Below are 17,735 nucleotides of genomic sequence, written 5' to 3'. Positions count from 1 at the left end.
TTCTTTTTAGGAATTAACTGATATACTAAAGAATAACAGATTGTATTAGCAGAGCTTGTTTTTCAGCTCTGCTATTTTCCAAGAAAAAGTTGTTGATGGTGCAACACTTGGTACAGGTACTGCTTTATATGGCTATTCGAACATGATCGAGGCCGAACAAGATATTATTTATGGCTCTCTAGGCGATACCAAGAGTTTTGCGGTCAATCCTATCCGAGATACCATTTTCTTGGGAAATAACCAACTCTATCATCAAACTGGTCAAATCTTTAGTATCGGTAGTTCCATTATTGCACCAATTGGTCAAACTGGAAGTGTTGTAAAAGGCCTAGCTCAATTTGGTGGAGGTGCTTTGGGGGCATGGGGCGGAGGAGAACTTGGTTATCACGGAGCTAAACTTTTAGGAGCTAGTGACTCACAGGCCAATGCGGCTAAATTTTTAACTAGTATGGCTGGTGCTTCGGCAGGTTCTTCCTTGGCAGGGAAGTTTAGTTTGAATAAACTAAACACTAAAACTCCTAATGAAATTCCGCACTCCACCTCTACTCCCCCGCTAGATGTTCTTGATGAACCTGTCAAAGTAAATACCTTTGATTCTTGGGATGACATGAAGAATGCACATAAGGGAACAGTAACCAAATTTGTTCAAGACAACAAACCTAAAGGTTCTCCAGTAGTCAGAGATTGGTTTAATAAGAAAAACGGAACATTGACGATTGAAGAATTTGCGGACGGTAGTCAAGTCTGGAAATATACTAATTCTGATGGTGTAACTGTTCCATATTCTTTAAAAGAAGTTAATGGTCAAATGGTGCATGTGGTTGATTTCCCAGAAGAGGTTATGTATCATGGCGACAGGGATCTTGCCACAGTTTCTATTAAACAATTTACAGGAGATAGAGCATTAGACAGGCGTTTAGCTGTAGAAGAATTTGCAAAGCAAGGAATTGATGATTTGACTGGTTATGCAATACATCATGATTATAAAAATGGTATTTTACAGTTGGTCGATATAGATATTCATTCACAGTTCTCTCATTATGGTGGATTTTATTATTTGAAGTAGGAGTTTAATATGTTGATTTCGAAGTTTGAAAATAGTTTACGGTCAGTTTCTAATTTAGAGATCAGATGACTATCAAATTGCCTGAATTATATTTAAAGTTCTTGAAAAGTATAACGGTGGTATACACCCAAGACAACAATAAAGATTGGAAGAAAAAAAGATGATATTATTGCTTTTTTGGAATGAGAATATGGAGCAAAAGTATATTTGAAATTAAAAAGTATGGTCTCTTGGACGATTTAAAAGAATTAAATTTATTTCTATTGTATGAATAGTGGTGGAGATTATTATGTCATTTCTATTTCAGAACAAGATTATGGAGCATATACTCTTTATCATGATTTGTTAGGTAAGAAAGTACTGGTAGCAGAAAATTTTATTAAATTTATCGAATTAGCTCACAGGAAAAAATAGGCAGGGTTAGAACACTCGAGGAACGAGAGGCTATTGCTATTTCTAATGGTTATGCTTATAAAATTAGAAATTGAGACCAATTTGCAGAAAGAAATTGATAAATTTAGTAATATAAACAAGAAGAGATTGTCTTATAGTCATTTAGTGTTAAAACAGTAGAATAAGATTTATGAATACCAATCCTAGACTTTCGTACTTGTTTCCTGATTAATTAAAAACCTCTGAAGTTACTCTTGACTTCAGAGGTTTTTACTGGACGCTTACTTTATTTTTATGTTTCGATATTTTTAGATTTGGAACCAAAAAAATTTTTATTTTTTGCCTTTTTTACTCATGCTTTACATCACTAATCGATTTATAATGAAGTTGTAGGGAAACATAGTTACAAATAATTACTTATTCAAGGAGGAATTTATGATGAATAATACTAATCCGGAAATTTATGTTCAAACTGCAACTGATCAAGAAATTGCATTATTAGTCGGTGGTGCTGGAAGTGGGCTTGTTAAGACTTTAACCAAAGATTGCCCAGGCTTTTTATCAAATATCTGTGTAAACATTGGATTCATCTCTGGTTGTAAAAACTGTTAAAATAAAAATTAGTTTGTAGCTATGTAGCTATATATGCCCTATCATATTTTTTGATAGGGCATTTCCTGTTATTCTATTTAGAGGTAATATATATGGCAAATAATATAGCAGAGGAAAGAAGTTTTGATGTAGTCATATCGAAGGTTATAGAAGAATTTTCATTCGCCACTTCAAAATTTAATGGAGTGTGCTCCTTTTCTGACAGCATTTTTAATAGTTTTAAAGAGGAGTTCAGAAAAATACTACTTCCTGTATTAGTCCAAGAAATTAATTTATTTAGGATAGAGAAAGGAACCAATGCAAAATATAAAGAAGACAATGAATTTTGTAACAGTATACTTAATGACGGATTATACTTTCTTGATAAATATCCAGTCTTAAAAAGAAGATTAAAGTTATTAAAGGACAATTATGAGCAGAGTATTGAATGTTTTTTAGCAAATTTAAGCCAAAATTATAATGAAATTATAGAAAATTTTGACCTGAATAAGGAAAATATAAATGTTAAAATAGTATCAATAGTGGGAGACAATCATGGTAGTAATAGGAATATAAGCTTTCAACTTCAAAGTAAATCATTTTTTTATAAAACTTCAGGATATACTCTGTATCCAATTTTGAATGAATTAAATCGTAGAGTATTCGACTCCAAGTATTTCAAGTTTCCTGATACATTTGTTGGTAACAATTTTATGATTCAAGAGAAAATTGACAATTTATCTTGTCATGATAAAGATCAAATTCATTTATTTTATAGAAATATGGGAATACTTCTAGCATTTACGTATGTGTTGAATGGAAATGATATGCACAATGAAAATATTATTGCTTGTAAAGAACATCCCTATGTAATCGATTTTGAAACGTTAATAAATCCTGTGTCTCAACTAGAGGGAAAAATTTCAAACAGTATCTTTTCAACTGGGTTATTACCCATGAAATATAGACGAAATTTTGATGGAATATTTGACTGTAGTAGTATAGGTCAAGAGAATATTGTTGTAAAAAAAATTTTTGAAGAAATAAACCCGTTTAGTTCAGAAGTACGCTTAATATTAAAAGAGCATCAATTTAAAGACATTAAAGAATTTTTACCAGTGCTTGATGATGTTCATGTCTCGGCTAATAAGTTTTTAGGTGATATTGAATCTGGATTCATCTTTGGTTATTCAAGGTTAAGAAGTTATTATAAAATTTTAAAAACAGTAATCTTAAAGTATAAAAATGTCTTACAGTGTAGATTGGTATTAAGAAATACGTCTATATATTCAGCACTTATTGATCGAATAACTGTACCAGATTTATTGATGGACGAGCTAAAAACAAGAAATATTTTAACAAGTTTCTTAAAAGAAATACCTGTGATTAATAGTCATGAAAAGAAGTACATCATGATTGAAATTGATCAATTGGTTAATGGTGAAGTTCCATTGTTTACATTTGGTAACTTTGGAACTATTTCAATGACTGACGCAAAAAATTTTATGAGTCTGTACGATTCTATAGATTTTAAGTTAAATTGTATGTCTGAAGCAGATTTACAATATCAATTAAATCTTCTTAGAGTCAGTTTAAATATTGATAATTACAATTTTTCTCAAGTGCGAAATAATCATCTTGAAGCAGATGTTAAAAAATTAGTAAGAGAGTCAATCTTTAGTGATACACCGCCGTATGCTCTTACCCTTCAGAAAGATCCTAATGGGAATTACATATATGGAGAATCTAATTTGGGATTGTATGAAGGGAAGTTAGGATTGTTATTATCTTACGATGAATTGGAAGAAATATTTGATTTAAAAGTTATTGAACAACAAATTATCAATTCAAAAGACGTAGGCCTAATTGATGGCTATGCTTCATTATTGCTTTATAAAAATTTAAGCAATTCTCCAATAAAAGAAGATGATATAATTCCCAATTTAGACTTTACTGAATTTGATATAATTGATGGAGTCGGTGGTTTAATTTTACAAAAATATTTGATATTTTTGAAAAATCCAAAATTTGTAGATATTGCTGAATTAAAGAAGTTAGGAGAAGTTTTTCTAGAATTAACAAAAGACCAGGAACAGTTTAAAGTGGGGTTTGCACATGGGTTTACTGGTATAAAAGTTATTTATAAAATATGTTCTCTTGTTTTACCAGATAATTCAGAGTTTGCTAATAGATTTAAATACTTTGAGAGTCGGGATAATATTATGTTATACCCTGGATCGGGATGGTGCAACGGTTTGACAGGATATCTTGTTTCTGAATATATTTTATTTAAAATAAGTAACGACTCTAAATATCTTGATAAAGTGTTATCTAATATTGATTATCTAATGAATAAGTTAAGTGAGACTGAGGATTATTCATTATGCCATGGATTTTTAGGCGGATTGGATTTCTTTCAAGTATTGAATCAAGATAATTTACTTTCTGACGAGTATCAGAAGAAACTGAAAATGTTGGAGGAAACCTTAATTTTTAAGTCCAATCACAATAACATTCTGAAAAAAGATATATCGCTATTTACAGGAATATCAGGATTTCTCTACTATCTCAAACGAAAAAAAAACACTTAGAGGTTCTGTTATTACTCTAGGATTTTTAGGTAAAGAGCAATGAAAAAAATAAGAGAAAAGTTACAAACCCAGCAAAATGATTGCGGACCATGTTGCTTAGCAATGATTTTGGATTATTTAGGAAGAGATGTTGAGCTATCAGAACTATATCAATACAAGAATACTGCTGTTGGGTGGAGCATGGGAGATATAAAGAATGTTGCAAAACAATTCTGTGTAGATGCTGTTGTGCTTAGAGTAGATGATATGAAAGGTATGTCATCAATAGTTCTTCCAGCAATACTTTTTTGGGATTTCTCACATTTTGTAGTGTTAGAAAAGTACAATGAGTTAGAGGCAACTATACTTGATCCTAATTATGGTCGAAAAACTCTTAACAAAGATACATTTATAACATTTTTTTCAGGTTATTGTATGGAGCTAAAGCCCAATCAATCTTTTATTAAGCGAAAGTTATCCATAATAAATAAGATATCTAGGATCAGAAATACCAAAATTTGGAATTTTGAGCTTGGTAAAACCTATTCTATTGCTTTGGCGAGTTACAATATATTTTTATTAATGACACCTATTTTAATAAGTAAATTAATTAATAACTTGTCAACAAGAGAAATCAATATACACAGAGTGTTCTTTTTAATTGGTGTAATATGCTTAACAGCTGTCTTGAATTATATTTTAGAAAAATTACGGAGTCAAAAAACTATAATTCTTGAAGAAAAATCAACAGTTAATATCTATGAGAAATTATTTAGTTTAACTGAATCTGAGATAGTTAGATATCATAGTGGCGATATTATGTCACGAATATCGCTTAATCCTCAAATCTGTAGATTTTTGGCAGTTGAAGTGCCCAATATGATTATCTCAACAATGCTTATTTTCTTAGCAAGTCTATATCTAATATTAAATGCTGGAATCTACGCCAGTATGATAATTTTGCTAATTTTACTAATCGCTATCATTAACTGTATATTTATTACTGATTTAATAAAATTATCTAAAAATGAAAGTTATAAACGGTCTATATTTAGAAGTGTTGCCAGTGATGGTATCCTAGCTTATAATTTTTTAATTGGATCAGGGATTGCCCATCGTTATCTAAAGAAGATTAAAAGTAGTTTATTAGACTATGTACAGTCGCAGATTGATAGAGGAATTGCAGAAGCTAAATCGGTTACATTCCAGCAAACTACGTCGACATTCTTTTCTCTTTTAATTTCTATTGTGAGTCTAGTTATAGTTATATTGAGTCCTGAAAAAAGTGGAGAAGTGGCTTTGATTAGTTCTATGGCTATGATATTATATTCTCCCATGATGGGAATTGTAAGTAGTCTTATTAACGCAGCTAGTCTGTATCCAAATATTGAAAGACTTATTGATTTAGTAGGAGAAGAACAATCTCCTAAAACCTTTGCAAAGCTTCAAAATGGCATAGTTGATGTTGATGAGTTATCATATCGATATGATAATAATTCGGCTTATCTTTTCAAAAATCTTTCGTTTTCTCTTGAGGACGGAGACACTCTTTTTATAACTGGAAAATCAGGTAGCGGTAAAACCTCTTTGGTTAAAATCTTACTGGGCTTACAAAGTATTAGCGGAGCAGGTAATGAGGGAAGAATAACTATTGGAGGGGTTAATTCTCTAAGCCAAAAGTTAGATTTAAGAAGAGATGTTTGCTATATATCACATCCGTCAATTCTTTTTAAAGGCACTTTGAAGTCAAATTTGAAATTATTCTGTCCAAACTATACTGTTGAAGAATTAATGTTAGCAATTGATAAACTAAATCTTTCAGATGTGTTCTCTCATGTTTTAAATATTGAAAATTTATTTATATTAGAAAATGGTACTAATTTTTCAACTGGTCAACGTCAAAGAATAGGAATGATAAGATTATTTTTGCAAGAATATAAAGTTATTATTTTAGATGAGCCAACAAGTAATATGGATTCCGAAAACGCTAAAGCCATTATGGCAGCTATTGATGGCCTTGGAGCAACTAAAATTATTATTACACATGATAAAGAATTAATCAAACCTGGATCAAAACTATTAGAATTAGGAGTGGAAGAAAATGGATATACATTTAAATCATATAAGTAAGAAATATGGTGATCGAATCATTTTAAAAGATGTTACTATTAGGATTCCTTCAGGGAAAATTTATGGGTTTATTGGGGCTAATGGAGCTGGTAAAACCACAACGATGAAAATCCTTACAGGATTATTACCTGCAACAAAAGGTAACGTATACTTTGATGGGGTAAGTCTTAAAGACTTAAAAAATCAGGAATCAACATTCGGAGCATTTATTAGTACACCAAGTTACTATAAAAACTTAACGGCTTATGAAAACTTAGCTATTATACAAGAAGTTCTCAAAAAACCGAAAGAAGAAATTGATCGAGTTTTAAATTTAGTGGGCTTAAGTGAAGCCTGCAATAGAGTAGTCTCTTCATTCTCGTTTGGTATGAAACAACGCCTTGGTTTAGCATTTGCTTTTCTGAATGATCCAGATATACTGGTACTAGATGAACCTACGAATGGACTAGATCCGAAAGGAATTGTGGAAATCAGAGAACTCTTATACAGACTAGCTAAAGAAGAAGGGAAAACGATTTTTATATCAAGCCACCATATTAGTGAAATTGAAACAATTGCGGATATGGTCGGTATAATACATGATGGCGAACTCATTTTTGAGGGTCCCCTCTCTGAACTTTATAATAAGAGGGAAAGCTCATATCATTTGGAAGTTGCAAATCCATATGTTCTGAAAAATGTTTTGAAAGCCCGAAATATCTCTTTTGTTCGAAAAGAAACTCATTTTGAAATAAAGACTTCCAAGCAAGATATACCAGTTTTAATAAAAGAAATTGTACAAGAAGGAGTTGATATTTTGGAGGTTTCACCAAATAAAAATCTAGAAAGAATCTTCTTAGACTTAACGAAAGGAGATGAAGTGTATGGTCACGCTGATAAAAAATGAAATAAGGAGGTTTGCGGGAACTCCCACAGCTTTGTTATTGCTTGGCATTACTTTTTGTTTGCAATTACTAGGAACAGTTTTTATCTTCAAATCATTAGATGTGCGAGTTGGGGAAATAGCGCAAACACCTTTTCAGAAGGCTATGCTGATCTTTTTGGGTTTTTCTGGATTAGTGAGTTTAGTGGTAAATGGGATTATTAACTATTTTGTTACTTCAACTGAGCACAATAACCATACTTGGGAATTACTCCTTTTAGGGATAGGCAAGAAAAATAAAATTCTCTTTTCAAAGTATTTCACAGTTACTCTGTCTTTAATTTCTTATCAGTTACTGTCAACTATTTTCTTTGTTATTGTTACACAGACCAACTTATCGTTAGTAATTGATTGGTCTAGGGTATTCTTAGTTTTATCGTCCACTATATTTTTCAGCTTACTCACGATGACACTTCAGTTTTGTACCCATCTGTTAATAAAAAACAGTATATCTGCCCTAAGCAGTGTTATTATTCTTATTTTGTTGCAAACTCTTTTTGCTTCTAATCCGATTTTTGTTTATGTGTTTCCAATAAATGGCATTTCTTATTTGATAACTTCTAGTGCTCTTAATCCAATGATAATTTTACTAATCACTCTAGGGAATATTATATGGAGTGGTGCTGTTCTTTTAGTCACTACTAAAAAATTTCATCTTTAGTAGGTAAGTTTGAAAAAATAACAGTTAATTTATGTCTGGTTTATCGTAATTTTGAGCACGCTAAAAAGAAGGCTTGAAAACTAAGCAACAGAGAATCTGTGTTGTTGTGTGAAGCGAATAGCGTTTTGAATAGACATTGTCTTGTTTTGGTTTTCTGTGTACAGCGTCACAGTTAGTTGTGCTTGATGGGATGAGCTAAACCTATAAAATTAGAGGTGGAGACAGAGCTACTCACCTACTTATCTCTCCGTGATCTGTAGTCGTAATAGGCCTTCTCATTTTATAATATAAAGGAAAAATAAAGGAACTGCACCCTTTCATTCGGTGTTTAGCCTTGAATGAAACGAAAGGAATGATTATAATTATGTGGAAATTAGAATTTTTAAAGTATAAGAGAACTTATTTAGCTCCTGTATTTATAGGGATAGGTATCTTTTTAGTCATTTTTCAAAGCTACGCAGGATATACAATCAAAGAGATTCCTGCAAAGGTTTTATTTGTGACAGGTCTAGACTTATACAGTAATCTTTTACTACCAGTGATGATTCCTGTATTCCTAATCATTTCTATTTACCGTGAAGTAGAGAATACTGCTTTTCAAAACTTAACAATAAAAGGAATCTCTAGCCAACAGATACAGTTCTCCATATTGAAATTTTATTGGATAGTAATACCACTCATATTTCTTTGTCACTTTTTTATTCCACTAGTATTTGTTGCCTTGAGAGGAGAGAGTGTCCTCAACGTGGTTATTGATAATAGTTTATTTTTGATCCTATCAATTTTAAGCATCGTTGCACTTGTCAATATTAGTCTGCTGATACATCAGTTCAGTGGGACTTATGTATTACCAATTTTAGTAGCTGTTGTAGGAGTCGTCCTCGGACGTCTCCCTTTAGGACAAATCATATGGATTGCTAACCCGTACTCTTATTTAAGTTATGTGGCTGATTTTAAATCATTTACTGCAATCCACTATTTAGCTATTTTCCTAATCATTTCTTTGTCTTTTATTGGTATAATACTACTTAGGAAAAAGAATAGATTTGAGTAAAACATGAGAAGAAATTTGTTAAGTACAGCGTATTATGCTTTGTTTATTACAGGATTTATTTATTTGTCCTTTAAAGGATTTCTAGATAACATCGAAACTAGCTTGCTTTTGCTTGTTTTAAATGTATTATTACTATTGGATTTTATTTTGCATAGAACAATTTCTATTAGGTCTAAAATTAGCAAATTTATTGTATGGTTAGTTAGATTTGGTCAGTGTCACTCTATTTTATTTGTCATAGGGGGGACTGCAGTTCCTATTTGGTTACAATATTTAACTGGCATCATAATCTATTCTTCATTAATATCCATATCTCTTAGCTTGTTTTTTCAAAAGTTACAGACTTCATTTTATCTGTTCATGATGATAGTAGGACTTTTATCTGGTACAAGCTTATTTTTTCCAGAATTGACTAGTCTTGCCTTTTCGCTTTATTTGGTTGTCACTTTCGTGATGGCTCTCTTAATTGTTTTTCTAAGGAGCAAGCAAACGTTTTATAGAAATGATTCCAATAGATTTTATTGGTTAATGGTGTTAATCTCTTATCTCATAATTTGTTTCACTTCTATCGGTTTCATTTTTTTTCAATCATCAGTTTTATTTTCTGGTTTATGGCTATTTTATTTTTTAGCTCTAATTGCAGGATTAGTACTCATCTTGTTTTATCATAATGACGCAGTATTTAGGCAAAAAGAACAATTGCTAACGATTATCTTTCTAGTTTTATTTTATATTGTTCTGTTTATTCTAATTTTAAATAGAAGGAGTTTAGTTGTTCTTGAAATTGTAACAATTATTGTATATACTCAGTACTTCTTACAGTTACTTGGAGAAAGTTACAGACTAATAACTGGAAGTACGTATTCTGATTATGTAGGGATTAGTTCAGTTTTGAAAGAGGAAGCTTTGAATCAAGAGTTTGCGAATTTCTTGCATGATAATATTCTTCAGGATATAAACGCTTTGATTCAGTTATCTCGATTGGATAATCCAAGTATCGCTGTCAAAACGATAGAAGAAAGATTAGAGTATCTCAATATTTTTGTCCGTGAGCGAATGAATCAGTATAGTCCTCAGTTACTCAAAGGGTTATCATTATATGACAATTATCGTATGGTGCTAAAATCGTTTGAAAAACGTTATCCTGAAACGGCTATTTCTCTAGCATTTTATTCAGCAAAAGATTTAGTAATCTACCCTCCTTATGATTTTCTAATTTACAGATGGCTAAGAGAGCTCGTTAATAACTCCTATAAATACTCCAGAGGCCAAACGATTACTGTTACATTGGTTAGAGATGGACGGGAGCTCTCTTTGTCGGTCATTGATGATGGTTGTTATCAAAAGCTAAAGCCTTTTAAACACGGACACGGGTTGTCAGTTTTGGAAGAACAAGTAAAGGCAGTAGGAGGAGCTATTACCTTTCAACAAGCTGATTCTAATGGATTGCAAGTTGATATCAAACTGATGATGGAAGGAGAGAAAGCGATTGAAAATTTTATTAATAGATGACCATAGCCTGTTTGCAGAGAGTTTAGCCTTAGCTATACATCAGTATCAGTCAGACATTCACATTGATATTGTGACTAATGAGGATGATTTTAAAAAATTGTTTTCAACTTTGACAGAATATCGAGTGATATTGTTAGACATTAACTTAGACAATAAATTTAGTTCAGATGGTTTTGAAATAGCTCAAGATATTTTAGAGAAATACAGCGACTGTAAGATTGCACTATTAACAGGCTTTGATTTACCTGTATATGAATATCAAGCTCAACGAATTGGGGTAAAAGGATTTGTTCCTAAAAATATAAGTTCTAAAAAATTAATTCAAATTATTAAAGATATCTCCTGCGAGAAAGACTATTTTCCCAATCAGAATTATTTTATAGATGGACTAACAGAACGTGAAAAAGAGATTCTTATGCACTTAGGCAATGGTGAAAAACGAAAAGATATTGCGAAATCTCTTTATATTTCTGATAGGACTTTAACAAACCATATCCAAAATATATTAGAAAAACTTGAAGTGGATTCAACTTTAAAGGCGGTTATAAAGGCTCAAAAGTTAGGATATATCAAATAATTACCCTTTTTACTCATGATTCTTTACTACGACTTCAGTATACTGATATTGAGGAGGTTGAAATTCATGAAAAAATCCATACCGTACGTTTTTCTCGTTCTATCAATAGCTTTTTTGGTCAATGCTATCCGAATATATCTTGAGAGTAGGTCTTTGTACGTTGTTGATGTTCTGTTGTTCATAGTGTTCTTGGTGTCATCTTTTATATCTAAGAAAAAATATCAAAGCAAAAATGTTTAGTCTTGTTTAATATACCATTTTAAAAATAGCGCTTTAAAGGAGAATGAGATGTCAGTTGCATTAAAAGTTGGTCTGCGCTATTACACTGTTGGATCAGTTGGGTTCTTTAATTCATTTTTTTTCAACTGTATTTATACGCCTTGAAAATTCAAAATGGGGTAGTCGATATCCAATCCTTATGAATGAATTGTATTATGGTAGAGTTTCAGTGTATAATTTAAAGGATTGTCTGCTTGAACTGCAGAATATTCGAATAGAGTTTAGCAAGTTGTCGTCTTATGACAATGTTTGGGATTTTGAGAACTTAGAAGAATCTGCTCCTTGGGGAAATCAAATTTGCTCGGAAATTAAACTACTATCGGATTATTTCATCACTTTAAATGGTAGTAATTTACTGGATGTGATGATTAGGGTGTTTGAACATGCAATTTCAGTGGAAAAACCTTTTGAAATAAGTACCATTTAGTTATGTGCTATAAGAAATACTAGCAGTACTCAAAAGAGGTTGGGACAATAGTCCAATCTCATATATAAAAAGCGAACAAACCAAGATTCTGATTGTCAGAAAACTAGTTTTGTTCGCTTTTTTTGTTCAATTCTAGATCTAAAGGACTTGATAATTGAGATTTTCAAAATTGAAAATCTTTTTGTCCCAAGCTCTTTACTGTTCTATAGGCATAAAGTTTCCAACTATTTTCCCTACAATTCTTGGATTATCCTCGGCTGGTGCAAACTTATCTGGATAGGAGTCATTGATTGAAACTAGTCGATAGCCATCTTCTTCAAGATAAACTTTCTTGATGTATAATTGGTCGTTCCAGGCTATGGCGTAGACTGCACCGTCGTAATCAAAACCACCTTCTCTTATAAGAGCGACCTCTCCATCTTGATAAACTGGTTCCATAGAGTGACCGTCAATCCATGTCGCTACATCGTAGAGGTATTCCCTATCTGTGAAAACTTCCTTAGTTTCGTATTCATCCCAGATATCGTTACCGTACCCAGCTGATAGAGCCACGTTGTCAAGGACATGAACAGAGAAGAGTGGGACAACTTTTTGTTTCATGAGAAGGTCATGAGTGAGTTCATCGACCTTTTTTTGTTTGTCTTGTTGAGCTGTTTATAAAGAGTGAGATGAGGGTGTTCTTCCTGCAGGTTATCTGGGTGAGTGTGTAGGAGTTGAACTAGTTCTTGAAGGTGTTTTTTATTGGGAACAGTTTTGCCTGTTTCCCAAGCTGAGAGAGTTGCTCTGGTGACACCTAGTTTATTTGCGATAGCCGTCTGAGATAGGTTATTAGCTAATCGATAGTGTTTTAGTTTACTGGGTGAGAACATCAGTAATTCCTCTTTTTCTCATTTGTCATTTTATAACTTGACAAATTGTGCCATAGGCTATAATAGAATTTAAGATAAAAGAAAAGGAGTCCTGCCATGTCCAGACCATCTCTTGAAACCCATATCTAAAAGAAGTATTATAACCTCCTTTTTGCTAAGGCCAGGGCATTTTTGATTGAACACAAAGAGGAGATTGATTTATCAACTAGAAATATCCGAAATCCCAGAAATTATATCGAGTTGATAGATATTGATGTCTATGCTATTTACACCTCTATGTTAGACAATAACCGTTTGGAGATGGAGATTGTGGTAACTGACTTTGTGGAAGTGAGCGAGCGGTATAAGGGAGAGTTAGAGGTAGATGAGAAAACCATCTGGCTCTCGCTGGTCACAGAAGTTGTCCTAGACAATGGTATTCAGTCTTTTGTTATTCAGTCAGTTGACCTGAAAGAACAAAATAGAAGGTGTAGCCGAGCCCTTAGTCGGTCAGGTGTCCCCTACATCAAAAAGGCAGACTTTGATGAGTTGGCCAATGCCTTTCTAGCCAAATACTACCCACAAGCCCTCAAGTCACCTACCAAGATTGACGTGACAGAGCTTGTAGCTGCTATGGGGCTTACCGTCATTGAAACCAAGCTCTCTTCTGACTTTTCCATTTTTGGTAAGATGATCTTTAAGGATACTGAGATAGAGACTTATGATGCCAACAATCAAACTATCAGACGACTAATCAAGAAAGGAACAATTTGTGCGTATGGGGGAAGAGAAAATGACTAAGTGATTTTTATATGTATAGATAGAGAAAAGGTGGTATAATTGAAATGAGACTCTTGCTTTGAGGGTTACATGGAGGAAAAATGACTGATTATCAAGTGATGTCGGATAAGGCAATCTATACAGTTTCTGAGGATATAGAGGCAATGTTAGCCTGTCTTTATTTGTTGCACGATGAAGATGATTTTCTTGCTCTAAATCTTTATTCTAAAGCCCAAATTGAAGATTGGAAAAAACGTTATCGCTTTTTATTTGAAACCTTTCATGCGGTAAAGGATTTAACAAATATTTCCATTCTTGATTTTTTACTTGATAGCATTTCGGAAGAGCTTAGTCTAGACTCGATTCAATCAAGTATTGCTAGGTTAAATAAGGGAGAAAGAATTTACCGTTTAATTGATTGGCCATATGATTGTGGCATAGCTTCGGAAACCATTTTAAAGGCTCTTAGCGACGATGGAATTTTAAATAGTCTATTTTTTACTGTGCAAGAAAGTTGCTCTAACTTTTTAGGTTTTTCTTGTTTTTTACGAGAAAATGACCGCTACTTGAATGAATTTTTCGATTTATCAAGAGAGTTGATAAATGATGCCTTGAGAGAAAAACTGGTCTCTAGTGAAAAACAGTTTTGGGACTTTAAAAACAACTTAATACAGGATCTTCAAAATGAAAGTCCATTTGAAGTGTCACAACGCATGATGGGAAAAAAGTTTAAAAACGTAGGCCCTTATGACCATTATTATTTTGTACCAACACTTTTACTTTTTAGGAAATGTGTAAGATTATTCTATAATGATGGAACTAGCAATAATAAGCAAATCTTGATTTATAATATCAGTCAGCCTCAGTTTAGTACGATTTCTTTATTGCCTGTTCTCAAAATAATTTCTGATGAGACCAGGTATCAAATCTTGAAGCTATTGCAACACACCTCTCCTTTGAATAGTAAGGAGCTCAGTCGTGAGTTGCAACTAGCACCTTCAACCGTTTCACATCATATCTCACTTTTGAAAGACGTAGGCTTGATCAATGAGGAGCCGGTTAAAAATTCAAAGTATTATTCTATATCAGAAACAAAAATGAAAGAAGTACTAAAGAAATTACTTGAGGACTTTTCGATTGACCTGTAAATATAAAGAATGTGGTGTAACAGCCACATTTTTTTATTGACATAAAAATAAAATTCTATTAAAATCGAATTAGATGTGTATCGATTTTGATAAAGATAGAAAAGAGGTTTTATGGATTCAGTAGTTAAAGTTCAACAGTTGAGCAGAGAATATTCAGAAAAGAAGAGTTTCTTTAAACAGAGTCCTAGTGTTGTTAAAGCAGTTGAGGACCTCTCCTTTGAAATCTATCCAGGAGAAATTTTTGGCTTATTAGGTCCGAATGGTGCAGGCAAGTCAACTACAATAAAAATTCTTTCAACAATGCTTCTTCCTACATCAGGTGAAGTAGAAATATCTGGATTTGATATCTATAAAGATGAGCAACAAATTCGCGAGAGAATAAATTTCATTTTTGGAGGAGAAAGAAGTTTATATTTTAGACTTTCTGCTGAGGATAATTTGTTTTATTTTGCAGATTTATATAAGATACCTCGAAAGAAGCAACTGATTTTGATTCCAGCTTTACTTAAACAGGTTGGGTTGAATAGTGTTGCAAAACGTAGAGTAGAGACATTCTCAAAAGGTATGAAGCAGCGTCTTCAGATTGCTAGAGCATTGTTAAATGATCCTGAGATAATTTTTTTAGATGAACCGAGTATTGGTCTTGATCCAGTAGGAGCACTTGAGTTGAGAAACATCATAAAAGAGCTAGCTAAAAATGGGAAAACAATTCTTTTAACAACTCATTATATGGCTGAAGCTGAGGAACTTTGTGATAGAATTGCAATCATTAATCGAGGCGAAATTGTAACCTGTGGTACATTACCAGAAATTGCATCATTAATTTCAGATGAAGATAGAACAAAAATTCTTCAAGATAAAGTGAAAGAACAAAAAGAAATAGATGTAACACTGGAAGACATTTATTTGAATTTGGTGAGGTAGACAGGAGTATGAAAGTTATTATTTCTAGTGCTCTTGTACATATGAAGCAAGCGATAGCAAGAAGTATGTTTCGCTATTGTCTATTTTTAAATCCTCTGTGTAATGCTGTTCTCTTAGGGCTAATGTATAGTAATAGATCCAATCAAGAATTTACTTTATATGCTATTTTGGGAACCTCTCTATCTTCATTTTGGACGATTATTTGTTTTTCATCAGCGGCAGATATAAACAGAGAAAAGTATTTAGGGACGTTACCTATTTTATTCACATCACCGTCAGGTTTTAAAAAGATTATTTTTGGTAAATTACTTGGTAACAGTCTTTGGGGAGTAATAGCATTTTTGTTGAATGTATTTTTTGTGACCATATTATTTAATCGTTTTTTGGTTGTTAAAAATTTTAGCTTATTAGTAATTGTGATTGTCTTGGCAGTACTGACTTTTGTCAGTATAGGGATGCTAATGTGTTCAGCATTTACTTTATCAAGAAGTGCTCGGTTGTTAATGAACTTAATAGAGTATCCGCTACTGTTAGTAACCGGAATGGTTTTTTCCTTAGATGTTATCCCTCAATATGTTAAGTGGTTTTCGTATATTTTATCTCCAACATGGGTAATGGAAGGATTTGAACTGGCTGTATACGGTGGGAATTTAAAAGAGATATTTATTGTTATATCAATTCTCTCCTTACTTACCGTATTTAATTTTATAATTGCTTACTTTGCCTTTGTCAGTGTAGAGAAAAAAAGTAGAATTGACGCAACTTTGGAGGTGTATTAAATGGAAAGTATTTTAAGATTTTTTAGAAGGATTGTCTTTTCTTACAAACAATCCTCAATAATGTCGGATTGGAAAACATACATGATGTTTGACTTGATTCCTCCCATTTCACAAACCTTGTTTTTCTCTATGGTTGCCGGATACATTTACGGAACGGATTACATTCAAAAGTGGATGATTGGAAATGCGATACTCATTGCCTCTTTTGGCGCTTTGTTTGGTGTTGGAACACAACTGATGGTAGAGAAATACAATGGGACACTGAGTTTTCTAATGGCTTCCAAAACTAAGTTAAGCTCAATCTTGTTTTCCAGTGCCATTAGCACAATGATTACGAGTATGCTATCTGTAACTATAGGAGTGACATTAGTTAGTTTTATTTTAGGAATTAGTTGGAATATAAGAATGATTTCTTCGTTTGTTGTAGTTCTTTTTCTCTCCTCTTTTGTAGCCATGAGTTTTGGATATATATTTTCATGTTTTATTTTAATTACCAGTGAGACAAATCTTGTATTGAATTTAGCAAGTCGATTGTTGTTGATTTTTACCGGTGCTAATTTTCCAATTAGTAAATTACCTCATATTTTACAATGGTTTTCTAATATTCTACCTTTGACAAGATCTATTCAGATTGCTCAAGGTTTAGTAGAAGGAAATAGCCTTTCTAAATATTATGGACTAATTTATGAAGAGTTAGCCTTAGGTTTTTCTTTCATATTCGTAACTTCTCTTCTATTGAAATTTATGGAAAGAAAGTCACGTATAACTGGAAAACTGGAATTTACATAAGCATAGAGAGTATAATTATTTTATATAAATTAGATAGAGGCTGGGATTCATTGATAAAAATCTAGTCATTTCAGAAGATGGTGTCTCTCCCCTAAGGATAGATAGATTTGTAACAGTTGTTATCATATTAGGAGGAAGTAGCTACTTGTACAAAGAAATACTCTAAGGCACTGGAGCTTTTAAGTGAGAACATTGAATTGCTTGATGATAAGTGGGAGAGAATATTAGAAGAAAATCGCCTGCTTGATAGACACTACAGCCTGGTATTTAAGTAGAACCAAATAG

Annotated in this window: 15 protein-coding genes and 1 pseudogene; 15 read left to right on the top strand and 1 reads right to left on the bottom strand. The window is 32.5% G+C overall.

The features are described 5' to 3' along the window. The first annotated feature begins 55 nt into the window (after positions 1 to 55). The 10 genes from SR187_RS05765 (at position 56) to SR187_RS10270 (ending at position 12,182) form a co-directional block, all read left to right on the top strand. Positions 56 to 1,066 carry an HNH endonuclease family protein gene (locus tag SR187_RS05765; RefSeq protein WP_120171803.1) on the top strand — a complete coding sequence of 337 codons (1,011 nt, stop codon included), beginning with the start codon at positions 56 to 58 and terminating at the stop codon, positions 1,064 to 1,066. 828 nt (positions 1,067 to 1,894) lie between these two features. After that, the gene (locus tag SR187_RS05755) at positions 1,895 to 2,071 is read left to right on the top strand and encodes a type A2 lanthipeptide (RefSeq protein ID WP_227985572.1); all 177 of its coding nucleotides are present in this window, start codon (positions 1,895 to 1,897) and stop codon (positions 2,069 to 2,071) included. A gap of 92 nt (positions 2,072 to 2,163) precedes the next feature. Further along, positions 2,164 to 4,641 (top strand): DUF4135 domain-containing protein, encoded by a 2,478-nt coding sequence (locus tag SR187_RS10095; RefSeq protein WP_231996424.1) that lies wholly within the window; start codon positions 2,164 to 2,166, stop codon positions 4,639 to 4,641. Positions 4,642 to 4,680: 39 nt separating this feature from the next. Next, entirely contained in the window at positions 4,681 to 6,750 is a 2,070-nt protein-coding gene (locus SR187_RS05740; RefSeq protein WP_120171801.1) for a cysteine peptidase family C39 domain-containing protein, read from the top strand. Further along, a complete protein-coding gene (locus SR187_RS05735) occupies positions 6,722 to 7,636 on the top strand; it encodes an ABC transporter ATP-binding protein (protein WP_120171800.1) in 915 nt (304 codons plus the stop codon). The genes SR187_RS05740 and SR187_RS05735 overlap by 29 nt, the downstream gene beginning before the upstream one ends. Continuing rightward, positions 7,614 to 8,333 carry an ABC-2 family transporter permease gene (locus tag SR187_RS05730; RefSeq protein ID WP_120171799.1) on the top strand — a complete coding sequence of 240 codons (720 nt, stop codon included), beginning with the start codon at positions 7,614 to 7,616 and terminating at the stop codon, positions 8,331 to 8,333. Before SR187_RS05735 ends, SR187_RS05730 begins: the two co-directional genes overlap by 23 nt. 364 nt (positions 8,334 to 8,697) lie before the next feature. Then, on the top strand, positions 8,698 to 9,387 hold the full coding sequence (locus SR187_RS05725) for an ABC transporter permease (protein WP_120171798.1): 690 nt from the start codon (positions 8,698 to 8,700) through the stop codon (positions 9,385 to 9,387). A gap of 3 nt (positions 9,388 to 9,390) precedes the next feature. After that, the gene (locus SR187_RS05720) at positions 9,391 to 10,899 is read left to right on the top strand and encodes an ATP-binding protein (protein WP_120171797.1); all 1,509 of its coding nucleotides are present in this window, start codon (positions 9,391 to 9,393) and stop codon (positions 10,897 to 10,899) included. Continuing rightward, positions 10,877 to 11,476, top strand: a complete 600-nt coding sequence (locus tag SR187_RS05715; protein ID WP_120171796.1) for a response regulator transcription factor — start codon at positions 10,877 to 10,879, stop codon at positions 11,474 to 11,476. The genes SR187_RS05720 and SR187_RS05715 overlap by 23 nt, the downstream gene beginning before the upstream one ends. Before the next feature lie 307 nt (positions 11,477 to 11,783). Beyond that, complete coding sequence (locus tag SR187_RS10270; protein ID WP_050579630.1) at positions 11,784 to 12,182, top strand: Imm70 family immunity protein; 399 nt, start codon at positions 11,784 to 11,786, stop codon at positions 12,180 to 12,182. 195 nt (positions 12,183 to 12,377) lie between these two features. Here the strand turns inward: SR187_RS10270 and SR187_RS05705 are convergent. Further along, positions 12,378 to 13,051, bottom strand: a pseudogene (locus SR187_RS05705) (LexA family transcriptional regulator). A 171-nt stretch (positions 13,052 to 13,222) separates the two neighbouring features. Here SR187_RS05705 and SR187_RS05700 point away from each other — a divergent pair. From SR187_RS05700 to SR187_RS05680, 5 genes are all read left to right on the top strand, one after another. Next, a complete protein-coding gene (locus SR187_RS05700) occupies positions 13,223 to 13,831 on the top strand; it encodes a hypothetical protein (protein ID WP_120171795.1) in 609 nt (202 codons plus the stop codon). A gap of 80 nt (positions 13,832 to 13,911) precedes the next feature. After that, complete coding sequence (locus SR187_RS05695) at positions 13,912 to 14,958, top strand: ArsR/SmtB family transcription factor (protein WP_120171794.1); 1,047 nt, start codon at positions 13,912 to 13,914, stop codon at positions 14,956 to 14,958. 111 nt (positions 14,959 to 15,069) lie between these two features. After that, a complete protein-coding gene (locus SR187_RS05690; RefSeq protein WP_024532554.1) occupies positions 15,070 to 15,882 on the top strand; it encodes an ABC transporter ATP-binding protein in 813 nt (270 codons plus the stop codon). Between the two features lie 8 nt (positions 15,883 to 15,890). Next, complete coding sequence (locus SR187_RS05685) at positions 15,891 to 16,661, top strand: ABC transporter permease (RefSeq protein WP_120171793.1); 771 nt, start codon at positions 15,891 to 15,893, stop codon at positions 16,659 to 16,661. Then, the gene (locus tag SR187_RS05680) at positions 16,662 to 17,450 is read left to right on the top strand and encodes an ABC transporter permease (RefSeq protein WP_120171792.1); all 789 of its coding nucleotides are present in this window, start codon (positions 16,662 to 16,664) and stop codon (positions 17,448 to 17,450) included. It begins immediately after the preceding gene. Positions 17,451 to 17,735 lie beyond the last annotated feature (285 nt).

Source organism: Streptococcus ruminantium, assembly GCF_003609975.1.
GTDB lineage: Bacteria > Bacillota > Bacilli > Lactobacillales > Streptococcaceae > Streptococcus > Streptococcus ruminantium.
This window is presented reverse-complemented; position numbering and strand designations above follow the sequence as displayed.

Excerpts from the sequence above, each read along its gene's own strand:
- SR187_RS05755 (WP_227985572.1), top strand. The coding sequence starts at position 1,895 with ATGATGAATAATACTAATCCGGAAATTTATGTTCAAACTGCAACTGAT.
- SR187_RS10095 (WP_231996424.1), top strand. The coding sequence starts at position 2,164 with ATGGCAAATAATATAGCAGAGGAAAGAAGTTTTGATGTAGTCATATCG.
- SR187_RS05740 (WP_120171801.1), top strand. The coding sequence starts at position 4,681 with ATGAAAAAAATAAGAGAAAAGTTACAAACCCAGCAAAATGATTGCGGA.
- SR187_RS05735 (WP_120171800.1), top strand. The coding sequence starts at position 6,722 with ATGGATATACATTTAAATCATATAAGTAAGAAATATGGTGATCGAATC.
- SR187_RS05730 (WP_120171799.1), top strand. The coding sequence starts at position 7,614 with ATGGTCACGCTGATAAAAAATGAAATAAGGAGGTTTGCGGGAACTCCC.
- SR187_RS05725 (WP_120171798.1), top strand. The coding sequence starts at position 8,698 with ATGTGGAAATTAGAATTTTTAAAGTATAAGAGAACTTATTTAGCTCCT.
- SR187_RS05720 (WP_120171797.1), top strand. The coding sequence starts at position 9,391 with ATGAGAAGAAATTTGTTAAGTACAGCGTATTATGCTTTGTTTATTACA.
- SR187_RS05695 (WP_120171794.1), top strand. The coding sequence starts at position 13,912 with ATGACTGATTATCAAGTGATGTCGGATAAGGCAATCTATACAGTTTCT.
- SR187_RS05690 (WP_024532554.1), top strand. The coding sequence starts at position 15,070 with ATGGATTCAGTAGTTAAAGTTCAACAGTTGAGCAGAGAATATTCAGAA.
- SR187_RS05685 (WP_120171793.1), top strand. The coding sequence starts at position 15,891 with ATGAAAGTTATTATTTCTAGTGCTCTTGTACATATGAAGCAAGCGATA.
- SR187_RS05680 (WP_120171792.1), top strand. The coding sequence starts at position 16,662 with ATGGAAAGTATTTTAAGATTTTTTAGAAGGATTGTCTTTTCTTACAAA.